Below are 21,270 nucleotides of genomic sequence, written 5' to 3'. Positions count from 1 at the left end.
AACAAAATTCACATCACTTTACACCACCTCGGTGTAATCAATCCGGCCCATGACGAAACTACGTCGGCGTGCCGTGGGGTCAACGTCGGTTTCGGTACGTCGCGCAGATCTGCCGGATCATCCGCTCGTAGCGGATCGAGTCGGTCGCCCTAGGAGCCGACTCGGCACCCGACAGGGTGACGGGCGAACCGTCATTCCTGCACTCGATCGTCAATGCTCCCACCGCGTCGTAACCCAGCAAGCCGTGCTCGTCGCGACGAAGTGGTACGGCGTTAGCGAGCATCGCCAACACCGCCTTTGTACTGTCCGGCTGTCTCATAACCTTGGACTTGCCGTCGCCAGACACGAAACTATCCGCGGTGTTGACCAAGGTGTACGAAATGACCGTACATTGGGGCGCAGCCCGACGAGCGAGGTAGCCGGTCGCCAAAATCTCGGCGTGTAGCCTCGGCAAAGCACCGACGTGATCGGTCATGCAAGCCTTCGCCTCTACGGCGATCGCGACTTCGGACACGTCGTCCTTTCTCTCTTCGAAGACCGCTTCCAAGCCGGCCAGACGTGCCTGCTCCGCCTCCGACAGCTCGATGCCGTAGCTGAGCCCCACCTCGGCGAACGTGCGACGGCCCACACCATCCGATCGGCTTCTGGGTACCCGCGTAAACACGAGATCGAGCGTCTTGTTGATCGGCCCCACCATCAGATAGTTGATCGCGAAACCGATCCGACCGGCGACGGCGTCCTCGTAGAGCGCGTCGCACTCGAGCAGACAATCGAGCAACAGCGTCCAGCAAGCGATCTTCGAGTGCACGTCGCTACGTGGGTGGTACTGCCAAGCCTTCTTGTCCTTGCCGCGACAGGTCGGGACGCTGAGAGTCCTGGTCAAGATCCCTGGGCCGATCATTGCTCTCCCCCTGTGATCGAATTCCAACGGTAGCGCTCAACGGAACGGACTTCCAACTCGCCGACGCGAACTAAGGTCAAACCTATCCCGACTTCTCCGAGCACCGCACAGCGAGGCGCCAATCGCCGAGGCGACAGCGCGGCACTGACACACGCGACTCGATCATTGAAGAAATCGATCTTCGCGCGACATTCGGCTTCGCCCAGGCTTGTAGCTGGACACTTTCGGGCATCGGCAAACGAGAATACCGGTTCGTTCGACCCGGCGATCATGGCTCGCCCCGCCCGGCGTCGCGAAGCAAGCGGTCGAAGACGCGAAGGATATCGCTCGGCTACATATTCCGCCGATACTCCCCACCCACGTCATAGAGCGCATGACTGATCTGCCCCAGCGAATGCGTCTTGACGGCCTCCATCAGCGCGGCGAACACGTTCTTGCGCTCGCGCGCCGCGTTCTGGAGGTACGCCAGGCCGTGGCCGTCGTGGACCATCGGGGCTTCCTCGTCGGCAGCGGCCTGGTGCGCGTGTGAGGTCTCGCCGGCCGGCGCCAGCGCGTTGCGCGAGCGCTGCCAGTTGCGGACGTTCTCGATCTGCTGGCCCTTCTCTTCTTCCGTGGAGCGGATCAGCTCGATCTCGGTGACCACCTCGCCGGCGTGTTCCTTCGGCAGGAAGGTGTTGACGCCGACCAGCGGCAGCGAGCCGTCGTGCTTCTTGTGCTCGTAATACATCGACTCTTCCTGGATCTTGCCGCGCTGGTACATCGTGTCCATGGCGCCCAGGACGCCACCGCGCTCGCTGATCGCCTCGAACTCCTTGTAGACGGCCTCCTCGACGATGTCGGTGAGGTAGTCGACGGCGAAGCTGCCCTGCCAGGGGTTCTCGATGAAGTTGAGGCCCATTTCCTTGTTGATGATCATCTGGATCGCCACGGCGCGGCGCACGGATTCTTCCGTGGGCGTGGTGATCGCCTCGTCGTAGGCGTTGGTGTGCAGGCTGTTGCAGTTGTCGAACAGCGCGTAGAGCGCCTGCAGCGTGGTGCGGATGTCGTTGAACTGGATCTCCTGCGCGTGCAGGGACCGGCCGCTGGTCTGGATGTGGTACTTCATCATCTGGCTGCGCTCGTTGGCGCCGTAGCGCTCGCGCATCGCGCGCGCCCAGATGCGGCGGGCGACGCGGCCGATGACGGTGTACTCGGGGTCCATGCCGTTGCTGAAGAAGAACGACAGGTTCGGCGCGAAGTCGTCGATGTGCATGCCGCGCGCGAGGTAGTACTCGACGATCGTGAAGCCGTTGGACAACGTGAAGGCGAGCTGCGAGATCGGATTGGCCCCGGCTTCGGCGATGTGGTAGCCGCTGATCGAGACCGAGTAGAAATTGCGCACCTTCTGGTCGACGAAGTACTGCTGGATGTCGCCCATCATGCGCAGCGCGAACTCGGTGCTGAAGATGCAGGTGTTCTGCGCCTGGTCTTCCTTGAGGATGTCCGCCTGCACGGTGCCGCGCACGGTGGCCAGCGTCTCGGCCTTGATGCGGGCGTAGGTGTCCGCGTCCACCAACTGGTCGCCGGAGACGCCGAGCAGACCCAGTCCCAGGCCGTCGTTGGTCGGCGGCAACTCGCCGTGGTAGCGCGGGCGCTCGCGGCCCTGGAAGAACGCGGCAATCTTCATCTCGGCGTCCGCCCAGCGTGCCGGGTCGGCCTTCAGGTGCTTCTCCACCTGCTGGTCGACGGCGCAGTTCATGAACATCGCCAGGATCATCGGCGCGGGGCCGTTGATCGTCATCGAGACGGACGTGGTCGGCGCGCACAGGTCGAAGCCGGAGTACAGCTTCTTCATGTCGTCCAGCGTCGGGATGTTGACGCCGGAGTTGCCGATCTTGCCGTAGATGTCCGGGCGTGGGGCCGGGTCTTCGCCGTACAGCGTCACCGAGTCGAACGCGGTGGACAGGCGTGCGGCGGGCTGGCCGACGGACAGGTAATGGAAGCGGCGGTTGGTGCGCTCGGGCGTGCCCTCGCCGGCGAACATGCGAATCGGGTCCTCGCCGGTGCGGCGGTACGGATAGACGCCGCCGGTGTAGGGGTACGACCCGGGCAGGTTCTCCTTGCCTAGGAAGGCCAGTAGCTCGCCCCAGCTCTTGTACGTCGGTGCGGCGATCTTCGGGATCTTCTGGTGGCTGAGGGAATCGCGGTAGTTGTCGACCTTGATCGCCTTGTTGCGCACCTGGTACTCGGTGAACTCGTCGGTGATGGATTTGAGGCGCTGCGGCCAGTCGCGCAGCAGCTTCAGGGAATCGGACGAGAGCGCCTGGATCGCGTCGTTGTAGCGCTGGCGCAGCGTCAGCAGCGAACGGTCGAGGGCGGCGCCTTCGGCGGGCAGCAGGTCGGCGGCGCCGTAGAGGTCCAGCGCCTTGGGCAGCCGGTCGTCGGACAGTTCCTCCAGCGCCTGCCACATCGCCTGCGCGCGGTCGGCGGCTTCGGCCTGGCGGCCGATGTCGGTGTTGATGCGGCGGCCCTGCTCGGCGATCTCGGCCAGGTACCGCACGCGGCTGCCGGGGATCAGCACCGTCGCGCGCGGTTCCTTCAGCGTGGTGTCGAGGACGGGCGTCCAGCCGGCGGCCGGCAGGGCCAGCTTCTCGCGCAGCAGCCGGCACAGGTTGGAGAACATCCAGCTGATGCCGGGGTCGTTGAACTGGCTGGCGATGGTCGGATAGACCGGCACGTCGGCGTCCTTGACCTGGAACGCGACACGATTGCGCTTCCACTGCTTGCGCACGTCGCGCAGGGCGTCCTCGGCACCGCGCTTGTCGTACTTGTTGAGCACCACGAGCTCTGCATAGTCGATCATGTCGATCTTCTCGAGCTGGCTGGCGGCGCCGTAGTCGCTGGTCATCACGTACATCGGGAAGTCGACCAGATCCACGATCTCCGAGTCGCTCTGGCCGATGCCGGCGGTCTCGACGATGACCAGGTCGAACGTCAGGCTCTTCAGGAACGCGATGCAGTCCTTGAGCACGGCATTGGTAGCCACGTTCTGCCGGCGCGTGGCCATGGAGCGCATGTAGACGCGATGGCTGCGCAGGGAGTTCATGCGGATGCGATCACCCAGCAACGCACCACCGGTGCGCCGGCGCGTGGGGTCGACCGAGATCACCGCGATGCGCATCTGCGGGAAGCTGGCGAGGAAGCGGTTGAGCAGCTCGTCGGTGACGGAGGACTTGCCGGCGCCGCCGGTGCCGGTGATGCCGATGACCGGCGTCTTGCCGCCGGCGAGCTGCCAGGCCTTGCGCCGCTTGGCCAGCTCGGCCTCGCCGTGACTGCCGTCCTCGATCGCGGAGAGCACGTGGCCGATGCCGATCTCGTCGTCGATGCCGGGCGTGCCGTCCGCGGCCTCACGGCCAGCGGCGGCGCGCGCCTGCGCGGCGCGACGCACGACGTCCTCGATCATCTCGACCAGGCCCATCTTCATGCCGTCGTTGGGGTGGTAGATGCGCTCGACGCCGTAGGCTTCGAGTTCGCGGATCTCCTCCGGCGTGATGGTGCCGCCGCCGCCGCCGAACACACGGATGTGGCCGGCGCCGCGCTCCTTGAGCATGTCCACCATGTACTTGAAGTACTCGACATGGCCGCCCTGGTAGCTCGACAGCGCGATCGCGTCGGCGTCTTCCTGCAGGGCGGCGCGCACCACGTCCTCGACCGAGCGGTTGTGGCCCAGGTGGATCACCTCGGCGCCCTGCGACTGGATCAGCCGGCGCATGATGTTGATCGCCGCGTCGTGGCCGTCGAACAGGCTGGCGGCGGTGACGAAGCGCAGCGGTGCTGCGTCGAGGGAGGGCTCGCTGGCGGGAACCTGCGGGGCGGGCGTGCTCATGAAAACTCCGGAACGGTCGGACGCAAGGCCCCTATTCTACCGGTGTCACCCAGGGTGTCGCCCGGCGGCCAGGATGCGGCGCCGTATCGACCCTGCCGCGAGCGGCCGGTATCCTCGCAGCCGGGCAACACGGAGCGGGATCCCATGCGCAAGACCTTCTTCCTGACCGCGGCGGCACTGCTGACGGCCTGCGCGACGGCGCCGACCGGGCGCACGCAGCTGATGATCGTCTCCGATGCGGAAATGTCGCGCATGGGCGCGGCCGCGTTCGACCAGATCAAGTCCGAGGGCAAGGTCGCCAACGATCCCGGGCGCGAGCGCTACGTACGCTGCATCGCCGATGCGCTGATCGCCGAGCTGCCGGCGCCGTGGCGCGACCAGCCGTGGGAAGTCGCGCTGATGGCGGACGACAGCGCCAACGCGTTCGCGCTGCCGGGCGGCAAGGTCGGCGTCAACACCGGGCTGCTGAGGGTGGCCACCACACCGGACCAGGTGGCGGCGGTGGTCGGCCATGAGCTGGGCCATGTCGTGTCCAAGCACGGCGCGGAGCGCATGTCGCAGCAGATGGCGGCGCAGGGTGCGATGGCAGCGGCGGCGGTGGCCGGCGCGGCCAGCGGCAACGACAACGCGCAGGCGCTGGCCCTGCTCGGCATCGGCGCGACGGTGGGGGTGCTGCTGCCGTATTCGCGCCTGCACGAGAGCGAGGCGGACGAGCTGGGCCAGCGCTACATGGCGGCGGCCGGCTTCGATCCGCGCGCGGCGGCGACCCTGTGGGAGAACATGCAGGCCAATGCCGGCGATTCGCGGCCGCCCGCGCTGCTGTCCACGCACCCGGACCCGACGCGGCGCGCCGAGCGCCTGGCGGCGCGCGCGCCGTCGCTGATGCCGGTCTACGAAGAGGCGCGCGCCGCCGGGCGCGCGCCGCAGTGCCGGCTCTAGCGGGGCCGGTCCGCCTGCACGCCCGGACGGCATGACGACCGTCACGGGCGAGCGAGCCCGCCTACCGCCGCGCGCGGGCCGGCACCCCATTCCTTTCACGCTGCACCCTGAGGACCGCATGAAGCTTTTCGTTTTCACCGCCCTGCTGATCGTCGCCCCGGCGGCCCATGCCCAGAAGGCGGCTGGCCCGCCGGACAAGGCCCCGAAGGCCGTCAAGATCACCGACGTGGCGCTGGCCAATGGCGACTTCGAGATGCCGATGCAGGGCACGCAGATTCCCGGTTGGGCGATGCTGCAGCACGCCGGCGATCCGGCCTACGAGATGGTGGTGGACACGCGGCGCCCGGGCCAGGGCGCGCAGTCGGCGCGCATCACGCGGACGAAGGAGGAGTGGTGGGGCCGGCTGCAGCAGCGCATCGTCGCGCCGCATCCGGGCACGACCATCGAGTTCTCCGCGCTGCTGCGGACCGAAGACGTCGGCCCGCTGGGCTGGCGGATGTACGTCCATTTCCAGGACGGCAGTTTCGCGATCCGCGAGGTGCAGTCGGACCCGATGACCGGCACGCAGGCGAAATGGCGGCGTGTGACGATCCGCGAGGTGGTGCCGGATCAGACACGTGAACTGGTCCTGGGCATCGCCCTGCTCGACGCCGGCACCGGTTGGATCGACGACGTGCGCCTGCGCGTGATCGACGACGGCACCGCACGCCCGCCGCCGGAGAAGACCCACCCGATGGCGCTGCCGCGCGTGAAGTCCAAGACTCAGGCGAAGCCGTAAGGCAGGTTCGGCGAGGACACCACGCGCTCGCCGACGACGGCGCCGCCGAGGAAGTCCAGCGCGGCGGCGATCACGCCCGGATCGGTGGCGATGCGGTTGTGGCCCAGGCCCTCGGTGGTCAGCAGCCGCGCGCCCGGCCAATGCCGCGCATAGCGCTCGCCCTCGGCCCAGGGCACTTCGCGGTCGCCGAGGTCGTGCACCAGCAGGGCCGGCACGGCCAGCCGTGGCGCGGCGCGATGCGCCTGCAGGCTGTCCAGGCGCGTATGCGTCTGCGCCTGCCAGCCCTCGAGCAGGCGTCCGGCCAGGCGATCGGGCAGCCCGACCAGGCGCGCGAAGCGCTCGCCGGCGGCCACCGGATCGGCCGGCGGCGCGACCAGTACGACCCGACCGGTCTGCCAGCCGCCGGCCAGCGCGAGCATGGTGGCGGCGCCGCCGAGCGAGTGGGCGACCACGGCCACCGGCGCCCCGTGGTGATCGGCGACCTGGCGCAACACCGCGGCGAATTCCGGCAGGCTGGACCGGCGGCCGTCGCTACGGCCGTGCCCTGGCTGGTCGAACGCGACCACGGCATGGCCGGCATCGCGCAGGGGCTGCACCCATGGCAGCAGAAACAGGCCGTAGCTGGACCAGCCGTGCGCGAGCAGCACGGTGGGCTGGCGTGCCGGATCGCCCCAGGTATAGGTGGCGATGCGCTGGGTGCCGCGGCGGACCTCGCCCAGCACCGCGCCGGCAGGATCGCAGGCGGCGGCCCGCGCGCGCGTGGCCGGCAGCGGCGTCCCGAACAGGTCCGCGGCGCGACGCAGCGTCTGTCCGGGCAGCAACCAGCCGCCGACGCGGAAACCGGCACGCAGGCCCCCGAAGGCGATCTTTTTTAGAACGATCGTGCTATTTATCGACGGCAGCAAGGCAGGCATCGTGGGCACCTCGGGTCGGTCAGGGGGAACGGAACGCCAGTAGGCGGTCGAGCGCGGCCTCGGCATGACCGGCCGCGGACGCCACGTCGAGCAGGCGCGCATCGTGGTGGTAGGCCAGCACGATGCCGAACAATTCAAAGCCGAGCTGGTGTGGGTCCGTGGAGGCCGGCAACTCGCCGGTGTCGATCGCCATCTGCACCGCGCGGCGGAGCTCGGAACGCCAGCGCAGCTGCAGCGCGACGACACGCTCGCGCAGGACGCCGGGGCGGCCGTCGTATTCGACCGCGGCGCTCAGGATCGGGCAACCCTCGGGACTCTCGCGTACCCAGTCCACCCAGCCGGCGAAGATCGCGCGCAGCCGCGCCAGGCCGCGGCGGGCGCGCAGCGCCGGCACCAATACCTCGTGCGTGAAGCGCTCGGCGGCGTGGTCGAGCACGGCCAGCTGCAGGTCCTCGCGTGAGCCGAAGTGCGCGAAGACGCCGCTCTTGGACATGCCGGCGAGCCGCGCCAACTCGCCGATCGACAAACCTTCCAGGCCCTGCGAGGAGGCGATGCCGTAGGCGTGGCCGAGCAGCGCTTCGCGCGTGGCAGTGCCCTTGGGAGTGACGGCGGCGAGGCTCATGGCCGCAAATAATAGAACGATCGTTCTAATTGTCCAGTGCCGGCCGTGACGGCGGCGGCGCGGCGGGCGGGCTGGCGCCGGGCGGTGGCCGGACGGCATCATTCGGCGTCTTTCCCCGTGCATCGAGGTCCTGCCGCCCCATGTCGTCGCCCGCCCACTTCCGCGCCTTCCGCATCCGCAACGATCAGGACGGCTACCGCGCCGCGGTGGAGGACATGTCCGCCGACGCGCTGACGCCCGGCGAGGTGCTGGTCAAGACGGCGTTCTCGTCGATCAACTACAAGGATGCATTGGCCGGCACCGGCAAGGGCAAGATCCTGCGACGGCACCCGCTCAACGGCGGCATCGACGTGGCCGGCTACGTGGCGGCCTCGACCGACCCGGCCTTCCGCGAGGGCGATGCGGTGCTGTGCACCGGCTGCGGCCTGTCCGAGACGCGCGACGGCGGCTATGCCGAGTACGTGAAGCTCGAATCGCAGTGGGCGATCCCGCTGCCGGCGGGCCTGACCCTGCGCGAGTCGATGATCCTCGGCACCGCCGGCTTCACGGCGGCGCTGGCGGTGTTCCAGCTGGTCCGCAACGGCCAGACGCCGGACATGGGGCCGATCGTCGTGACCGGCGCCACCGGCGGCGTCGGCATGCTGGCGATCGACATTCTGACGCGCGCCGGCTTCGAGGCGCAGGCGATCACCGGCAAGGCCGACCAGTTCGACTTCCTGATCAACCTCGGCGCGACACAGTGCATCGCGCGCAAGGAACTGTACTGGGGCCAGCGGCCGCTGGAGGCGGCGCACTGGGCCGGCGCGATCGACAACGTCGGCGGCGACATGCTGGCCGGCCTGACGCGCGTGATCCGCCCGTACGGCGCGATCGCCACCTGCGGCAACGCCGGCGGCGCGGAGCTGGCGACCACGGTGATGCCGTTCATCCTGCGCGGCCTGTCCCTGCTCGGCGTGGCCTCGGCCGGCACCGCGCGGCCGGTCCGCGAGCGCATCTGGCAGCACCTGGCCGACGACTGGAAGCCGGCCCACCTGGAGACGATCGCGACCGGCAGCGTCACGCTGGACGCGCTCGGCGGCGTGTTCGGGACGATGCTCGGCGGCGATTCGTTCGGCCGCAAGCTCGTCACGATGGACTGAGGCGACGGCCACGCACCGGCGGTCGGCGTTTTACGGCCGTTCCCGCCGCTGCCACCGCAGCGTGTAGCGGCCGGCGACGCCCGTGTTTAGAATGCCGCGACGTATACACGGACCCCGTGCGGCCATGGCGCGCATCCTGATCGTCGATGACTCCCCTTCCCAACTGGTAGGCCTGAGCCGCCTGGTGGAAAAGCTCGGGCACCAGGTGCTGACGGCCGAGGACGGCGCCGCCGGCGTCGAGGCGGCGCGGCGCGACCTGCCGGACCTGATCCTGATGGACGTGGTCATGCCGAACCTCAACGGCTTCCAGGCGACCCGTACGATCTCGCGCGATCCCAAGACCAGCCACATCCCGGTCATCCTGGTCACCACCAAGGACCAGCAGACCGACCGCATCTGGGGCGCGCGCCAGGGCGCCAAGGCCTACGTCACCAAGCCGGTCAACGAGTCCGAGCTGATCGCCGCGATCAGTACTTCGCTGGCGGCCTAAGGGGTCGCCCTGTTTCGCGCGCCGGGCGCGGCTCGCGCGCGATCCGCGAGAGTCGATCGGCTGTGGCTGTGGCTTTTCGCTGTTGGCGCCTAAAGCGAGCCGAGCATCGCAGGTCAGGCAGGCCGAAGAGCTGCCCCGTGTCTGAGCGAAGCGAGTTGGGGCAGCGTGCCTGGCCGACCGAGAAGCGCAGGGGACCGGCGCGGCGCAGCCGTGCCGGCTCGCGCCGGCGACGGCGGTTTTGGTTACTTTTGCCAAGTCCCTTTTGCGGCAGCCATCCCTGGCCGCCGCCCTCCGGGCCATCGCTAACGCGATGTCAAAAATGTCTCCCGGACATTTTTTGACGGGCCAAAAGGAACCAGAACCCCTTTGCCCGGCGCAAGCCGATCCGGCTGCGCCGGACCGGTTCCCTGTGCTTCTCGGGCGAGGAGGCACGGCGCCCCAACTCGCTTCGCTCAGACACGGGGCGCCTTTGCGGCCTCCTCGCCCTGCGATGCTCGGCTTGCTTTAGGGCGATAAAGGCAGGAGCCACAGCGACAGCCGAAACCGAAGCCGAAGCCGAAGCCGGGCAGACTGATCTGCGGTGGATGAAAAACCAAAAGAAAAGCCGCCTGCTCGCGCAGGCGGCTTGTTCATCGGAGCAAAGGCGCGAAAAGGATCAGCGCGCAGTGCCGGCCCGCAGCGCCGCGATGCGCTCTTCGATCGGCGGGTGGCTGGAGAACAGCTTGCGCAGGTCGCCGCCGGAGATGCCGAAGGCCTGGATCGCCTTGGGCAGGGTGTTCTCGCCGTGGTTGCCCGACAGCCGGGCCAGCGCGTTGATCATCTTCTCGCGGCCGGCCAGGCGCGCGCCGCCGGCGTCGGCTCGGAACTCGCGCCAGCGCGAGAATGCCATCACGATGATCGAGGCCAGCACGCCCAGCACCAGCTGCAGCACGATGACGATCAGGAAATAGGCCGGGCCGGAGCCTCCTTCGCGGTTGCCGCTGATCGCGCGATCGACGACCGCGCCGATCACGCGCGCCAGGAAGATCACGAAGGTGTTCACCACGCCCTGGATCAGGCCCATCGTCACCATGTCGCCGTTGGCGACGTGACTGACCTCGTGCGCGAGAACGGCCTCGACCTCGTCGCGGTTCATCTGCTGCAGCAGGCCGGTGCTGACGGCGACCAGGGCACTGTTGCGGTTCATGCCGGTCGCGAAGGCGTTCATTTCAGGCGCGTCGTAGACCGCCACTTCCGGCATGCCGATGCCGGCGGCGTCGGCCTGCTTGCGCACGGTGGCGACCAGCCAGGCCTCGGTGGCGTTGGCCGGGCTGTCGATCACGCGGGCGCCGGTCTGGGACTTGGCGATCCACTTGGACATCGCCAGCGAGATGAACGAGCCGCCGAAGCCGAGCACCGCCGACATCACCAGCAGGCCCTGCAGGTTGATGCCGCCATTGCGATAGGTGTAGGTGTCGATGCCGAACAGCTTGACGACGATCGTCAGCAGCAGCATGACGGCCAGGTTGGTCGCAATGAACAGAAGAATCCGGCGCATGGGGTCCTCGCGTGGGGGGCTGGGGCGCGTACTGAGACGGGAGCTAAGGATAAACTGCCCGCATTTCAAGCGTCGCGCGGATTGGACCCGGCCGGTCGCCGTTGGTTCACGCCGCTCGCCGCCGTGACCTCGCCACCCAGCCGATGACCTATCGCGGACGCTTCGCTCCCTCGCCCACCGGCTCGCTGCACTTCGGCTCGCTGGTGGCCGCGCTCGGCAGCTGGCTGCGCGCACGCGCTGCCGGCGGCGCCTGGCTGGTGCGCATCGAGGACATCGATCCGGCGCGCGAGGTGGCCGGCGCCGGCGAGACGATCGTGGCCACGCTGGCCGCGTTCGGGCTGCGGCCGGACGAGCCGGTCCGCCGGCAGAGCGAAGGGCGCGACCGCTACGACGCCGCGGTGGCACGGCTCGAAGCGGCCGGCCACGCCTATCCCTGCGCCTGCAGCCGTAGCGACCTGGCACCGTTCGGCGGCCACCATCCGGCCCGCTGCGTGGCACCGGCACCCGCCGGCCGGCACGCCGCCATGCGCCTGCGGGTACCGGCGGGCCCGGTGGCGTTCGAGGACGGCGTGCAGGGCCGGGTGACCCAGGACGTCGCTGCCGTCGTCGGTGATTTCGTGATCCGGCGCGCCGACGGCTGGCCCGCGTACCAGCTCGCGGTGGTCGTCGACGACGCGGCGCAGGCGATCAGCGAGGTGGTGCGCGGCGCCGACCTGCTCGACTCGACGCCGCGGCAGATCGTGCTGCAGCGCCTGCTGGGCCTGCCCTCGCCGGCCTGGATGCACCTGCCGCTGGTGCTCGACGCGGACGGCCGCAAGCTCGGCAAGAGCGACCTGGCACGGCCGGTACGCGCCGACGATCCGCTGCCGGCGCTGCGGGCGGCGCTGCGCTTCCTCGGCCAGGACGTGCCGCGCCGGTCCGGCGTGCCGGCCCTGCTGTCGGCGGCAACGGCCCGCTTCGACCCGGCCTGCATTCCGCGCGGCACGCCGGCAGCGCCGGGACGTGACGCAGCGCAGCGGGAAGTTTCATGACCCGGCCGGCACAATCGCTGTACGCTCGTGCATCAGGCACCGGTCCGGCGCCACGGCACGCAGTCACGCGGGCCGCTCGCATTGCCCGCATCCGATCCTCTCTCCATGACTAGGGAACACATCATGACGGCACGCGTTGCACTGGTAACCGGCGGCACCGGCGGCATCGGCACGGCCATCTGCCGCTACCTCGCCCAGCAGGGGCACAAGGTGGCCACCAACTACCGCGACGAGGGACGCGCCAAGGCCTGGCAGGCGGCGCAGAAGGCCGACGGCTTCGACTTCGCGCTGGCGCACGGCGACGTCTCCGACAGCGCCTCGGCCGAGGGCATCGCGCGCGAGGTGGAGCGCCAGCTCGGCCCGGTCGAGATCCTCGTCAACAACGCCGGCATCACGCGCGACACGACGTTCCACAAGATGAGCGCCGAGCAGTGGCACGACGTCATCAACACCAACCTCAACTCCTGCTTCAACATGACCCGTCCGATCATCGACGGCATGCGCAACCGCAAGTGGGGCCGCGTGGTCCAGATCAGCTCGATCAACGGCCAGAAGGGCCAGTACGGCCAGGCCAACTACGCGGCGGCCAAGGCCGGCATGCACGGCTTCACGATCTCGCTGGCGCAGGAGAACGCCAAGTTCGGCATCACCGTCAACACGGTCTCGCCGGGCTATGTCGGCACCGACATGGTGATGGCGGTGCCGGAGGAGGTGCGCGCGAAGATCGTCGCGCAGATCCCGGTCGGGCGCCTGGGCGAGCCGGCCGAGATCGCCTACGCGGTGGGCTTCCTCGCCGCCGAGCAGGCGGCCTGGATCACCGGCACCAACCTGGCGATCAACGGCGGCCACTACATGGGCTGGTGAGCCCGCGCGCCGCCGGTCCTGCCCGGGACCGGCGGCGACCACAGCCTCGATCGTCCGCAGCAAAACCGCCGGTCGCGGCGCCGTGCCGACCGCCGTTTCCGTGCCCCGCCGGGCCACCCCGCGCCCGCCGCGTCATCGCTAAGTCACGGATTTGAAATCCATTTGTGAACCGCGTGGTTTCGGCGTGCTGCGCAGCACGCAACTGGTGCGGCGCGGCGCAATCTGGTAGCTTCGCCGCATGGCACAAATCCGAATCATCAAGAAGTACCCCAACCGCCGGCTCTACGACACCGAGATTTCCAGCTACATCACGCTGGAAGAGGTGCGTCAGCTGGTCACCGATGGCGAACAGTTCGAGGTCCGCGACGCCAAGTCCGGCGAGGACTTGACCCGGTCGGTCCTGCTGCAGATCATCTCCGAGCACGAGGAACACGGGCAGCCGATGTTCACGACCAACCTGCTCTCCCAGGTGATCCGCTTCTACGGGGATTCGCTGCAGGGATTCATGGGCAGCTACCTCGAGAAGAGCCTGCAGGTGTTCCTGGACCAGCAGCACCAGTTCCGCAGCCAGTTGAACAACATCCTCGGCCAGACGCCGTGGTCGATGTTGAACGACATGACCGAGCGCAACGTGGACCTGTGGAAGTCGCTGCAGCAGGGGTTCCTGACGGCAGCCGCCAACTCGGTCCAGCGCGGGCCGGTGCCACCCGGCACCCCGCCACCGCCGGTCAAGCCCAAGCCGGACGGCAAGCCCTAGGCTGAACGATCCGAGCGTCGCCGTTGCGGTCGCGAGAGGGCGCGCCGCGACGGGCATGCTGCGGCACCGCAGCTGTCGCGCCGCAACACACCAGGGTGGCGCGACCACCTGAACGGGGAATCGAAGATGAGCAAGCGCGTCGCCGTCGTGACCGGCGGCATCGGCGGACTCGGCACCGAGATCTGCAAGTACCTGGCCCGCTCCGGCCGCCAGGTGATCGCAGCGGACCTGGGCACGCGCACCGAGCGCGTGGCTGCCTTCACCGAGGAAACGGCGAATTTCGACGGTCGCATCGGCTTCGCCGCGCTGGACGTCGCCGACCATGCGGCCTGCCGCGACCTGGTCCGGCAGGTCGAGGACGCACACGGTGCGATCGACATCCTCGTCAATGCCGCCGGCATCACGCGCGACACCACGCTGCGCAAGATGGAGCCGGCGCAATGGGCGGACGTGCTGCGCATCAACCTCGACGGCGTGTTCAACATGTGCCGCCAGGTGATCGAGGGCATGGCCCGGCGCGGCTTCGGCCGCATCGTCAACATCTCCTCGGTCAACGGCCAGACCGGCCAGTTCGGCCAGACCAACTACTCGGCCGCCAAGGCCGGCATGCACGGCTTCACGATGGCGCTGGCGCGCGAGGTGGCCGGCAAGGGCGTGACCGTCAACAGCGTCTCGCCCGGCTATTGCGCGACCGCCCTGGTCATGGCGATCGCCACCGACATCCGCGAGCGCATCGTCGCCGACATCCCGGTCGGCCGGCTCGGCGAGCCCTGGGAGATCGCGCGTGTGGTGGACTTCCTCGCCGCCGACGAATCGGGCTTCATCACCGGCGCCAACGTGCCGGTCAACGGCGGCTACTTCATGGGCTTCTGAGCGCAGACAGCGTTCGTCGGCACTGCCCCCCATCACGCCCGGCCTGCGCCGGGCGTGATGCGTTTTGACCACCGCCACCGCATGCGAAAACCGGTGGCGGCCGCTGCCTCACTCCTCCGCTTCGAAACCGTCGGCGAACAGCACGTCGCCGAGCGGTCGCAACAGGAAGGCCCGCCCCGGCAAGCCTTCGCGGATGCCGATGCCGACGATCTCGCCGCGGTTGTTGATGCCGAGCGGCGTGCTGAACTCGCTCCAGTCGATCTGCGCCTGCGGGTCGGCCAGCAGCGTGCGCAACTCGTGCTTCTCGCCGCCGATCCACAGCCAGCCCTTGGTCGGGATGCCCGGCGCGTCGGCGTAGTCGGCACCGATCACCCAGCCCTGCTCGTTGATGTCGGTGGCGTAGCCGGTGCTGAAGCCCGGCACCGGCAGGAAGCCGAGGTCGACGACCGTGCCGTCGTGCCGCCACAGGACCGGCCGCTGCTGGTTGTTGCTGCGCGCGCTGTAGCCGACCACGTCGCCGGTGTCGTTGATCGCACGCGTCTGGGACGGCGCGCGCTCCAGCGGCGGCAGTTGGCGACTCTCGCCGGTGGCGCTGTCGTAGACCCAGCCGGCGTACTGCGAGTCGGTGTTGAACGCATGGCCGACGACCTGGCCGGAGGCGTTGATGTCCTCGGCGGCGTTGCTGGTGAACAGCATGTTCGGCAGCTGGATCACCGAGAAGCCGGCCTGCGCACTCCAGATGAACGCGCCGCCGCCGCTGCCGCCGATCTCACCGACTACCTGGCCGGCATCGTTGACCGCACGCGCGATGCTCAGTGCCGGGCTGTCCGGCGTCAGGTCGATCATGCCGGCCTCCGGCGACCAGAAGAACGCATGGCCGACCGAACCCGGACCGAGCGGATACGGCGCGGCCGAATAGCCGGCCACCAGGCCGTTCTCGCTGATCGCATGCGCCACGCCGAAGCCTTCGGCCTGGCCGGGGATCAGGGAGCCCAGGTTGATCAACGCCTCGCCGCGCCACACGAACGGCAGCGCGTTCTGGTCGGGCCGTTCGGCGGTGCCGACCACGTGGCCCTGATCGTTGATCGCGTGCGCATTGGCCAGCTCGCCGCCGAAGGTGCCGAGGTCGACGACCGCGTAGCGCGGCGGCGCCGTCGGCCCCGGCGTCTCGCCGCGGGCGATCCTGAGATTGTCGAAGCGCACGTCGTAGTTGACCTGGACCGAGAACGTGCCGGGCGTCACCGTCGTGAACGCGACCTCGTCGACCTGCGCGAGCACGTCGGCGAAGCCGACACCGGCCGGCAGCACCGGCTCGCCGGTTTCCGGATCGAAGGCGCCGGTGCCGCCCCAGCCGGCCGGCAGCGCCGCGGCGGTGGGATCGAAGCTCACCGACCAGGTGGTCCAGGCCTGGCCGGAGGCGAGCGTGCCCAGCGGGTACCAGACCGAGGCATAGGGCGCGTCGTCCGAGGCGTAGGCGTAGTTGCGGAACTCCACCAGCAGCGGCCGGGTGATCGGGGCGCCCTCGACCGAGGTGAGCGCCTGCGCCTCGACGTCCAGTCCGATGGTGACCGGCGTAGCGGTGCCGTAGTCGCCGAGGAAAGCGGCATCGCTGTCGGTCCAGAGCGTCAGGCCGTAGCCGCCGAAGACGATGTGGGCGTTGGCGCCGGGATTGCCGCCTTCGGGGGCGACGGTCTCGGCCGGGGCGTTCCAGCCCGACCAGCCCTCGTCGAAGGTCACCACGGTGGTCTGGGCGAACGCCGGCAGCGCCAGCAGCAGCGCGCCGGCAGCGGCGAAATACGAGTAACGGGACATCATCGAGGCGTCCTCCGCGGGCGGCCGGGCCGTCCGTTCAGTGCGGGCACCGGCACGTCGAGCGGCCGCATCCCGCGTGGATGGGATGGCGGACGCCCCTGCCTGCGAGCCGCGTCCGCCGTCCCGGACTATCGATCCTGCCGGCCGCCGCGAAACTCGCCGCACGCTCGGTTTTCACTCCGCGCATCACCGATCCGTGCTCCATCGGCATGAGAATCATGGGAGATCCGCGTGAGGTCCTCGTGCAGGCCGCCGGCCGGCCGCGGAAACCGCACGCGCGCAGGCCGGTGCCTGCCGGCGCGCGGCGCCGGCGGGGAGGAAATCAGGCTGGTGCAGCGACGCCGGGGGCGCGCCGATGGCAGGACGCCGGGTGACTATCCGGTCAGCTCGGCCGGTACGTCGTCGCGACTGAGCCTCGCCAGTGCGATTCCTGCCCCAGAAAGGACACCAGAATTGCTGGCCATGCCACGGAAATGAATGCGATCACGCCGAGCAAGCTTACGGGAATGATCCAAAGAACAATCTCGCCAAGCCCGGCGGAAGGATCGTCCAATACGCCCCACAACATCGCAGTAGCTGCGCCGGCGAACACAGCCAAGAACAGGATGAGCAATGGAGCGGCGACGGGCTCAAAGCCCGGGCGTTCGCCTTCAACCGGGAAGTACCAGGAACCCAGCGTGTAGCCCAAGAGCGCAGCGAACAGCACCGCAACAAAGCCGGCCACGAGGATTGGCTGTCCGATGAGCTCGGAACGAAGAAGAAAAAGCGCAACCGAAGACGCCATGGCAATGGCGAAGTACGCACTGCTTTTCACCTTCAGTCGCTGCACGGCCGCCTCATTGCATCTGCTGCTTTCGAGCAGCATCGCGAAACGGCGTCGACCAAGCCGCTCCAGGACAATCTATCGTCAGACCGGAACCGCGAACCAAGCACACTCTACGGCCTCGGTCTGCCATTCGTGCGGGGCAGCCTCGCGAATCCGGCGCCACTGCGGTACCTGCGAGGGCAGCTCTCCACGACCTGGCGGCATCGGGATCGCCGTCCGATGCGAAGCGACGCTGGCGATGCCAGCTACATCGGGGACCACGCCACACCCTGACAGGGTGCCAAGCGATGTGAAGCTCGCCGAACGAGCGAGCGCAGCGACGGAAATCGCCGCGCCCATATGCCAACTACCAGACCAAGTCCGCCGGCACATCGTCCTCTGCCTGCGCGTCCGGATCGCACAGCAGCACCAGAGCATCGGGGTCGATCACCTGCGCGGCGAGCGCGATCGCGCGCTCGACCAACAGGTAGCGCCCGGCGTGCTGCGCCACCGCCAGCTCGCCGCCGTTGAGCCGCGGCAGCTGGTCGGCCGTGACGTAGACGCGGCGGATCTTGCCGCCGTGCGGGAAATGGCGCGCGACGTCGGCGTCGGCCACGTTGAGCGCCTTGCCGGCGAACAGCGTGCCGAGCTTCTGCTTGCGCTCCTTCTTGAGCCGGCTGCGCTCGGCGGCCTCGCGCTCGATGCGCTGGCGCTCGGCGTTCTCCTCGCGCTGGCGCAGCGCGTAGGCCTTGGCGAGGTCGATCTCGCCCTGACTCTTGGCGGCGCCGCCCCTCGGTCCGTGGCCGTGCGGCGTGCCGCTCTTCGGGGCGTTGCCGTGCGGTGCACCGCCCTTGCCGGGCGGGCGCTGCGAGGAGCCCGGCGGCCGGCCGGATTTCGGGTGCGGCTTGTTCTCGGGGACGGGCTTCTTGACCAGGCCGGCTTTCAGCAGCTGATCGCGCAGGGATTCGGACATGACGGCTCAGTAGTGCGGAGGCGGAGGTTCGTCCCGGATGTCGTGCGACAGTGCCGAGCGGACCCCGAGCAGCTCGGCGCGCAGCCGTTCGAGCTCGTCCGACAGCTGCTGCACGCGACGGTCCTGGTCGGCGACGACACCGTTGAGGGCGTTCACGGTGTCGTCGATGAAGGCGAGCCGGACTTCCAGCTCGGTCAGGCGCTCCTCGAAGCTGGCCATCATCGCCGGCGCTCCGGCAGCGTCTCGATCAGGTGCCGCCCATGGCGCGCACCGACCACGCCGCGGGCCTCGTCGGCGGCGAGCGCGAGATCGGCCAGCGCCATCTCGCGGACCAGGTCGTCGAACGAGGTGCGCGGCGTCCAGCCGAGCCGCTCGCGCGCCAGTGTGGCGTCGCCGAGCAGGGTGCCGACTTCGGACGGCCGCTGGTACTGCGGATGGATGCGCACCACGACCTGGCCGGGCTTGAGCGGCGTATCGGGCGCGGTCACCGCCTCGACCACGCCCTGCTCGTCCTCGCCGCTGCCGCGGAAGACGATCTCCACGCCCATCGCATGTGCAGCGCGCACGACGAACTCGCGCACCGAATGCTGGATGCCGGTGGCGATCACGTAGTCGCAGGGTTGATCCTGCTGCAGGATCAGCCATTGCGCCTCGACGTAGTCACGGGCATGGCCCCAGTCGCGGCGGGCGTCGAGGTTGCCCAGGTGCAAGGTCTTCTGCAGGCCGTGGACGATGCGCGCCAGCGCGCGCGTGATCTTGCGCGTCACGAAGGTCTCGCCGCGGATCGGCGACTCGTGGTTGAACAGGATGCCGTTGCAGCCGTAGATGCCGTAGGCCTCGCGGTAGTTGACGGTGATCCAGTAGGCGTAGAGCTTGGCGACGCCGTAGGGCGAGCGCGGATGGAACGGTGTGGTCTCGCGCTGCGGCGTCTCGCGGACCAGGCCGTACAGCTCGGAGGTCGAGGCCTGGTAGATCCGGCAGCTGTCCTTGAGCCCGAGGATGCGGATCGCCTCGAGCAGGCGCAGCGTGCCCAGGCCGTCGGCATTGGCCGTGTACTCGGGCTCCTCGAACGACACGGCGACGTGGCTCTGCGCGGCGAGGTTGTAGATCTCGTCCGGCTCCACCTGCTGCACGATCCGCAGCAGACTCAGCGAGTCGGTCATGTCGCCGTAGTGCAGCGTCAGCGCCGGGCCGGACTCGTCCAGCTCGTGGTGGAGGTGGTCGATGCGCTCGGTATTGAACGAGGAAGCGCGGCGCTTGATGCCGTGCACCTCGTAGCCCTTGGCCAGCAGCAGCTCGGCCAGGTACGCGCCGTCCTGGCCGGTGACGCCGGTGATCAGCGCTCGTTTCTTCATCGGCTCCCACGCTATCGGCCAGGCGCGGCACGGCGCCGGGCGGCCCCATCAGGTTGTCGAGTACGGGCGTTCCTGCCCCTCCTCGAATCACACGGGCGCAGCATAACCGCGCCGCCCGTTCCTCCAATCAACGACTTGCGCCGCCGGCCCGGGAGCGATCCGTCCCAAGACCGCGCCAGCAGGCCGTTCTCGACAGCCTGCTATCAAAGGGCGCTGATGGTAAACGGCGACGGCGCCGAGGTACAGGCTCGGCGGCCGCCTAGTCGAACGAGGCGGCGAATATCGGGTCGCCGGGCAGCAGGCCGAGCGGCCCCGGGTAGGCATAGCCGGGAAAGACGCTGCCGAGCGCGGTGCTGCCGAGATGGCCGGTGACGACTTCGCTGAGCACCCGGCGGAAGTCGGTGGTGGTGGCCACGTCCTCGTTCTGGAACAGCTGGCCGTCCTGCAGGCCACCGAAGCTGCCGTACAGCTGGCCGCCACGTATGCGCCCGCCGAGCACCAGCATCGGGTTGGCGCTGCCGTGGTCGGTGCCGCGGTTGGCGTTCTCGCGTACGCGCCGGCCGAACTCGCTGTGGACGACCACGACCATCCGGTTGGCCATGCCCGATCCGGCCAGGTCCGTGTAGAGCGCGTGCAGCGTCTGCGACAGGCCGGCCAGGCGCGCGGCGTACTGGTTCTGATTGAGGTCCGCCTGGGTACCGTCGCCCTGGTTCTCGTGCGTGTCCCAGCCGCCGTAGTCGAGCGTGGCGACCTGCAGGCCCAGGCCGCGCTTGGCGATGTTGGCGATCAGCTTGGCCTGATTGCCGAGCGTGGCGGCCACGCCGGTGCTGGGGTAGTTGGCGCCGGGCGACGGGGTGTAGCTGGCGATGTTGAGGGTGTCGACCAGCTCGACGGTCTCGGTCGCACCGGCACCGGCGCGATCCAGGTCGCCGGTGCCCTGGTAGAGGTTCTGCAGCGTCATCAACGTCGAGAGCTTGTAGCGCGGCACGCCGTCGACGTTGCCGTTGTTGGCGTTGGGGTGGTAGCTGTTGGGATCGTCCAGCACCATCGCGTCGCGCCGGCCGAGCAGGCTGGCCGGCGCATTGCTGCCGGCGCTGAAGGCGGGAATCATCGCCGCGTCCGGCACCTGGCCGGCGCTCGCCAGATGGCGCGCCAGCCACCCGGTGCCGATCGAGGAACTCCCCGGCGTGCCGTGCTCCATGTAGTCCTGCGCATCGAAATGCGAGCGCGTGATCTGGCCCGGCGGAAAACCGGTGCCGTGCACGATCGCCAGCTTGCCCTGACCGTACAGCTCGTGCAGGCCGGTGGCGGCGAAATTGAGGCCGAAGCTGCTGGCGCCGAGCGGCAGCGCCGCCGTCGCGCCGGTGGTGCGCAGGTGGATGTTGGGCCGGCGCTGCTCGTACGGCACACGGTCGGGACCGGCGATCGGGCAGACCATGTTGAGCCCGTCGATGCCGCCGCGCAGGTAGACGTAGACCAGGAAGCGATCGCCGCTCCAGGCGGCGCGTGCCGGATCGGCGTGCAGGCCGAGCCGCAGGCCGCCCAGCGCCGTCAGGCACAGCGTCGAACCCTTGAGGAAGCCGCGTCGTGTCAGGTTGCCCATCGTCGTCGGCTC

Annotated in this window: 19 protein-coding genes; 8 read left to right on the top strand and 11 right to left on the bottom strand. The window is 69.1% G+C overall.

Annotation, left to right across the window (positions count from 1 at the left end):
- Nucleotides 1-79 precede the first annotated feature (79 nt).
- Nucleotides 80-808: a hypothetical protein gene (locus I596_RS05550; protein WP_150132030.1), complete on the bottom strand. Its 729-nt coding sequence runs from the start codon at nucleotides 806-808 to the stop codon at nucleotides 80-82.
- 424 nt (nucleotides 809-1,232) lie between these two features.
- The gene (locus tag I596_RS05545) at nucleotides 1,233-4,766 is read right to left on the bottom strand and encodes a methylmalonyl-CoA mutase family protein (protein ID WP_067645303.1); all 3,534 of its coding nucleotides are present in this window, start codon (nucleotides 4,764-4,766) and stop codon (nucleotides 1,233-1,235) included.
- A 144-nt stretch (nucleotides 4,767-4,910) separates the two neighbouring features.
- Here I596_RS05545 and I596_RS05540 point away from each other — a divergent pair, with 144 nt between their 5' ends.
- Entirely contained in the window at nucleotides 4,911-5,705 is a 795-nt protein-coding gene (locus I596_RS05540) for a M48 family metallopeptidase (RefSeq protein WP_067645301.1), read from the top strand.
- 118 nt (nucleotides 5,706-5,823) lie between these two features.
- Nucleotides 5,824-6,483 (top strand): hypothetical protein, encoded by a 660-nt coding sequence (locus I596_RS05535; RefSeq protein WP_067645299.1) that lies wholly within the window; start codon nucleotides 5,824-5,826, stop codon nucleotides 6,481-6,483.
- Here the strand turns inward: I596_RS05535 and I596_RS05530 are convergent.
- The gene (locus I596_RS05530; RefSeq protein WP_067645298.1) at nucleotides 6,468-7,397 is read right to left on the bottom strand and encodes an alpha/beta fold hydrolase; all 930 of its coding nucleotides are present in this window, start codon (nucleotides 7,395-7,397) and stop codon (nucleotides 6,468-6,470) included. The two genes, I596_RS05535 and I596_RS05530, sit on opposite strands and share 16 nt — an antisense overlap.
- Nucleotides 7,398-7,416: 19 nt before the next feature.
- Nucleotides 7,417-8,019: a TetR/AcrR family transcriptional regulator gene (locus I596_RS05525; protein ID WP_067645296.1), complete on the bottom strand. Its 603-nt coding sequence runs from the start codon at nucleotides 8,017-8,019 to the stop codon at nucleotides 7,417-7,419.
- Between the two features lie 140 nt (nucleotides 8,020-8,159).
- Between I596_RS05525 and I596_RS05520 the strand changes: the two genes are divergently transcribed.
- Nucleotides 8,160-9,158: an acrylyl-CoA reductase family protein gene (locus I596_RS05520; protein ID WP_067645294.1), complete on the top strand. Its 999-nt coding sequence runs from the start codon at nucleotides 8,160-8,162 to the stop codon at nucleotides 9,156-9,158.
- A gap of 124 nt (nucleotides 9,159-9,282) precedes the next feature.
- Nucleotides 9,283-9,648, top strand: coding sequence for a response regulator (locus I596_RS05515; RefSeq protein ID WP_067645292.1), 366 nt, complete (start codon nucleotides 9,283-9,285; stop codon nucleotides 9,646-9,648).
- A gap of 655 nt (nucleotides 9,649-10,303) precedes the next feature.
- On the opposite strand, the gene htpX is transcribed toward I596_RS05515, so the two are convergent.
- Nucleotides 10,304-11,185 (bottom strand): protease HtpX, encoded by an 882-nt coding sequence (gene htpX, locus I596_RS05510; protein ID WP_067645290.1) that lies wholly within the window; start codon nucleotides 11,183-11,185, stop codon nucleotides 10,304-10,306.
- A 143-nt stretch (nucleotides 11,186-11,328) separates the two neighbouring features.
- On the opposite strand from htpX, the gene gluQRS reads away from it, so the two are divergent.
- From gluQRS to phbB (I596_RS05490), 4 genes are all read left to right on the top strand, one after another.
- Entirely contained in the window at nucleotides 11,329-12,216 is an 888-nt protein-coding gene (gene gluQRS, locus I596_RS05505) for a tRNA glutamyl-Q(34) synthetase GluQRS (protein ID WP_067645288.1), read from the top strand.
- A gap of 123 nt (nucleotides 12,217-12,339) precedes the next feature.
- The gene (gene phbB, locus I596_RS05500) at nucleotides 12,340-13,080 is read left to right on the top strand and encodes an acetoacetyl-CoA reductase (protein ID WP_067645286.1); all 741 of its coding nucleotides are present in this window, start codon (nucleotides 12,340-12,342) and stop codon (nucleotides 13,078-13,080) included.
- Nucleotides 13,081-13,318: 238 nt separating this feature from the next.
- Nucleotides 13,319-13,837, top strand: a complete 519-nt coding sequence (gene phaR / locus I596_RS05495; RefSeq protein ID WP_067645284.1) for a polyhydroxyalkanoate synthesis repressor PhaR — start codon at nucleotides 13,319-13,321, stop codon at nucleotides 13,835-13,837.
- A 126-nt stretch (nucleotides 13,838-13,963) separates the two neighbouring features.
- Entirely contained in the window at nucleotides 13,964-14,710 is a 747-nt protein-coding gene (phbB, locus tag I596_RS05490; protein WP_067645282.1) for an acetoacetyl-CoA reductase, read from the top strand.
- Nucleotides 14,711-14,818: 108 nt separating this feature from the next.
- Here phbB (I596_RS05490) and I596_RS05485 read toward each other — a convergent pair whose 3' ends face one another.
- The 6 genes from I596_RS05485 to I596_RS05460 all read right to left on the bottom strand — a co-directional run bounded on the left by I596_RS05485 (nucleotide 14,819) and on the right by I596_RS05460 (nucleotide 21,258).
- Entirely contained in the window at nucleotides 14,819-16,522 is a 1,704-nt protein-coding gene (locus I596_RS05485) for a hypothetical protein (RefSeq protein ID WP_223303920.1), read from the bottom strand.
- Between the two features lie 382 nt (nucleotides 16,523-16,904).
- A complete protein-coding gene (locus I596_RS05480) occupies nucleotides 16,905-17,387 on the bottom strand; it encodes a hypothetical protein (RefSeq protein ID WP_067645278.1) in 483 nt (160 codons plus the stop codon).
- A 307-nt stretch (nucleotides 17,388-17,694) separates the two neighbouring features.
- Entirely contained in the window at nucleotides 17,695-18,300 is a 606-nt protein-coding gene (locus I596_RS05475; RefSeq protein WP_067645276.1) for a DUF2058 domain-containing protein, read from the bottom strand.
- A gap of 6 nt (nucleotides 18,301-18,306) precedes the next feature.
- Nucleotides 18,307-18,522, bottom strand: a complete 216-nt coding sequence (locus tag I596_RS05470; RefSeq protein ID WP_067645274.1) for a SlyX family protein — start codon at nucleotides 18,520-18,522, stop codon at nucleotides 18,307-18,309.
- Nucleotides 18,519-19,655 carry a GDP-mannose 4,6-dehydratase gene (gmd, locus tag I596_RS05465; protein WP_083965397.1) on the bottom strand — a complete coding sequence of 379 codons (1,137 nt, stop codon included), beginning with the start codon at nucleotides 19,653-19,655 and terminating at the stop codon, nucleotides 18,519-18,521. The genes I596_RS05470 and gmd overlap by 4 nt, the downstream gene beginning before the upstream one ends.
- 259 nt (nucleotides 19,656-19,914) lie before the next feature.
- Nucleotides 19,915-21,258 carry a DUF1501 domain-containing protein gene (locus I596_RS05460; RefSeq protein ID WP_067645272.1) on the bottom strand — a complete coding sequence of 448 codons (1,344 nt, stop codon included), beginning with the start codon at nucleotides 21,256-21,258 and terminating at the stop codon, nucleotides 19,915-19,917.
- Between the last annotated feature and the right edge of the window lie 12 nt (nucleotides 21,259-21,270).

The sequence above is a fragment of the Dokdonella koreensis DS-123 genome (genome assembly GCF_001632775.1).
GTDB classification, from domain to species: domain Bacteria; phylum Pseudomonadota; class Gammaproteobacteria; order Xanthomonadales; family Rhodanobacteraceae; genus Dokdonella; species Dokdonella koreensis.
This window is presented reverse-complemented; position numbering and strand designations above follow the sequence as displayed.

Excerpts from the sequence above, each read along its gene's own strand:
- I596_RS05545 (WP_067645303.1), bottom strand. The coding sequence starts at position 4,766 with ATGAGCACGCCCGCCCCGCAGGTTCCCGCCAGCGAGCCCTCCCTCGAC.
- I596_RS05540 (WP_067645301.1), top strand. The coding sequence starts at position 4,911 with ATGCGCAAGACCTTCTTCCTGACCGCGGCGGCACTGCTGACGGCCTGC.
- I596_RS05535 (WP_067645299.1), top strand. The coding sequence starts at position 5,824 with ATGAAGCTTTTCGTTTTCACCGCCCTGCTGATCGTCGCCCCGGCGGCC.
- I596_RS05530 (WP_067645298.1), bottom strand. The coding sequence starts at position 7,397 with ATGCCTGCCTTGCTGCCGTCGATAAATAGCACGATCGTTCTAAAAAAG.
- I596_RS05525 (WP_067645296.1), bottom strand. The coding sequence starts at position 8,019 with ATGAGCCTCGCCGCCGTCACTCCCAAGGGCACTGCCACGCGCGAAGCG.
- I596_RS05520 (WP_067645294.1), top strand. The coding sequence starts at position 8,160 with ATGTCGTCGCCCGCCCACTTCCGCGCCTTCCGCATCCGCAACGATCAG.
- I596_RS05515 (WP_067645292.1), top strand. The coding sequence starts at position 9,283 with ATGGCGCGCATCCTGATCGTCGATGACTCCCCTTCCCAACTGGTAGGC.
- htpX (WP_067645290.1), bottom strand. The coding sequence starts at position 11,185 with ATGCGCCGGATTCTTCTGTTCATTGCGACCAACCTGGCCGTCATGCTG.
- gluQRS (WP_067645288.1), top strand. The coding sequence starts at position 11,329 with ATGACCTATCGCGGACGCTTCGCTCCCTCGCCCACCGGCTCGCTGCAC.
- phbB (WP_067645286.1), top strand. The coding sequence starts at position 12,340 with ATGACGGCACGCGTTGCACTGGTAACCGGCGGCACCGGCGGCATCGGC.
- phaR (WP_067645284.1), top strand. The coding sequence starts at position 13,319 with ATGGCACAAATCCGAATCATCAAGAAGTACCCCAACCGCCGGCTCTAC.
- phbB (WP_067645282.1), top strand. The coding sequence starts at position 13,964 with ATGAGCAAGCGCGTCGCCGTCGTGACCGGCGGCATCGGCGGACTCGGC.
- I596_RS05485 (WP_223303920.1), bottom strand. The coding sequence starts at position 16,522 with ATGTCCCGTTACTCGTATTTCGCCGCTGCCGGCGCGCTGCTGCTGGCG.
- I596_RS05480 (WP_067645278.1), bottom strand. The coding sequence starts at position 17,387 with ATGCTGCTCGAAAGCAGCAGATGCAATGAGGCGGCCGTGCAGCGACTG.
- I596_RS05475 (WP_067645276.1), bottom strand. The coding sequence starts at position 18,300 with ATGTCCGAATCCCTGCGCGATCAGCTGCTGAAAGCCGGCCTGGTCAAG.
- I596_RS05470 (WP_067645274.1), bottom strand. The coding sequence starts at position 18,522 with ATGATGGCCAGCTTCGAGGAGCGCCTGACCGAGCTGGAAGTCCGGCTC.
- gmd (WP_083965397.1), bottom strand. The coding sequence starts at position 19,655 with ATGAAGAAACGAGCGCTGATCACCGGCGTCACCGGCCAGGACGGCGCG.
- I596_RS05460 (WP_067645272.1), bottom strand. The coding sequence starts at position 21,258 with ATGGGCAACCTGACACGACGCGGCTTCCTCAAGGGTTCGACGCTGTGC.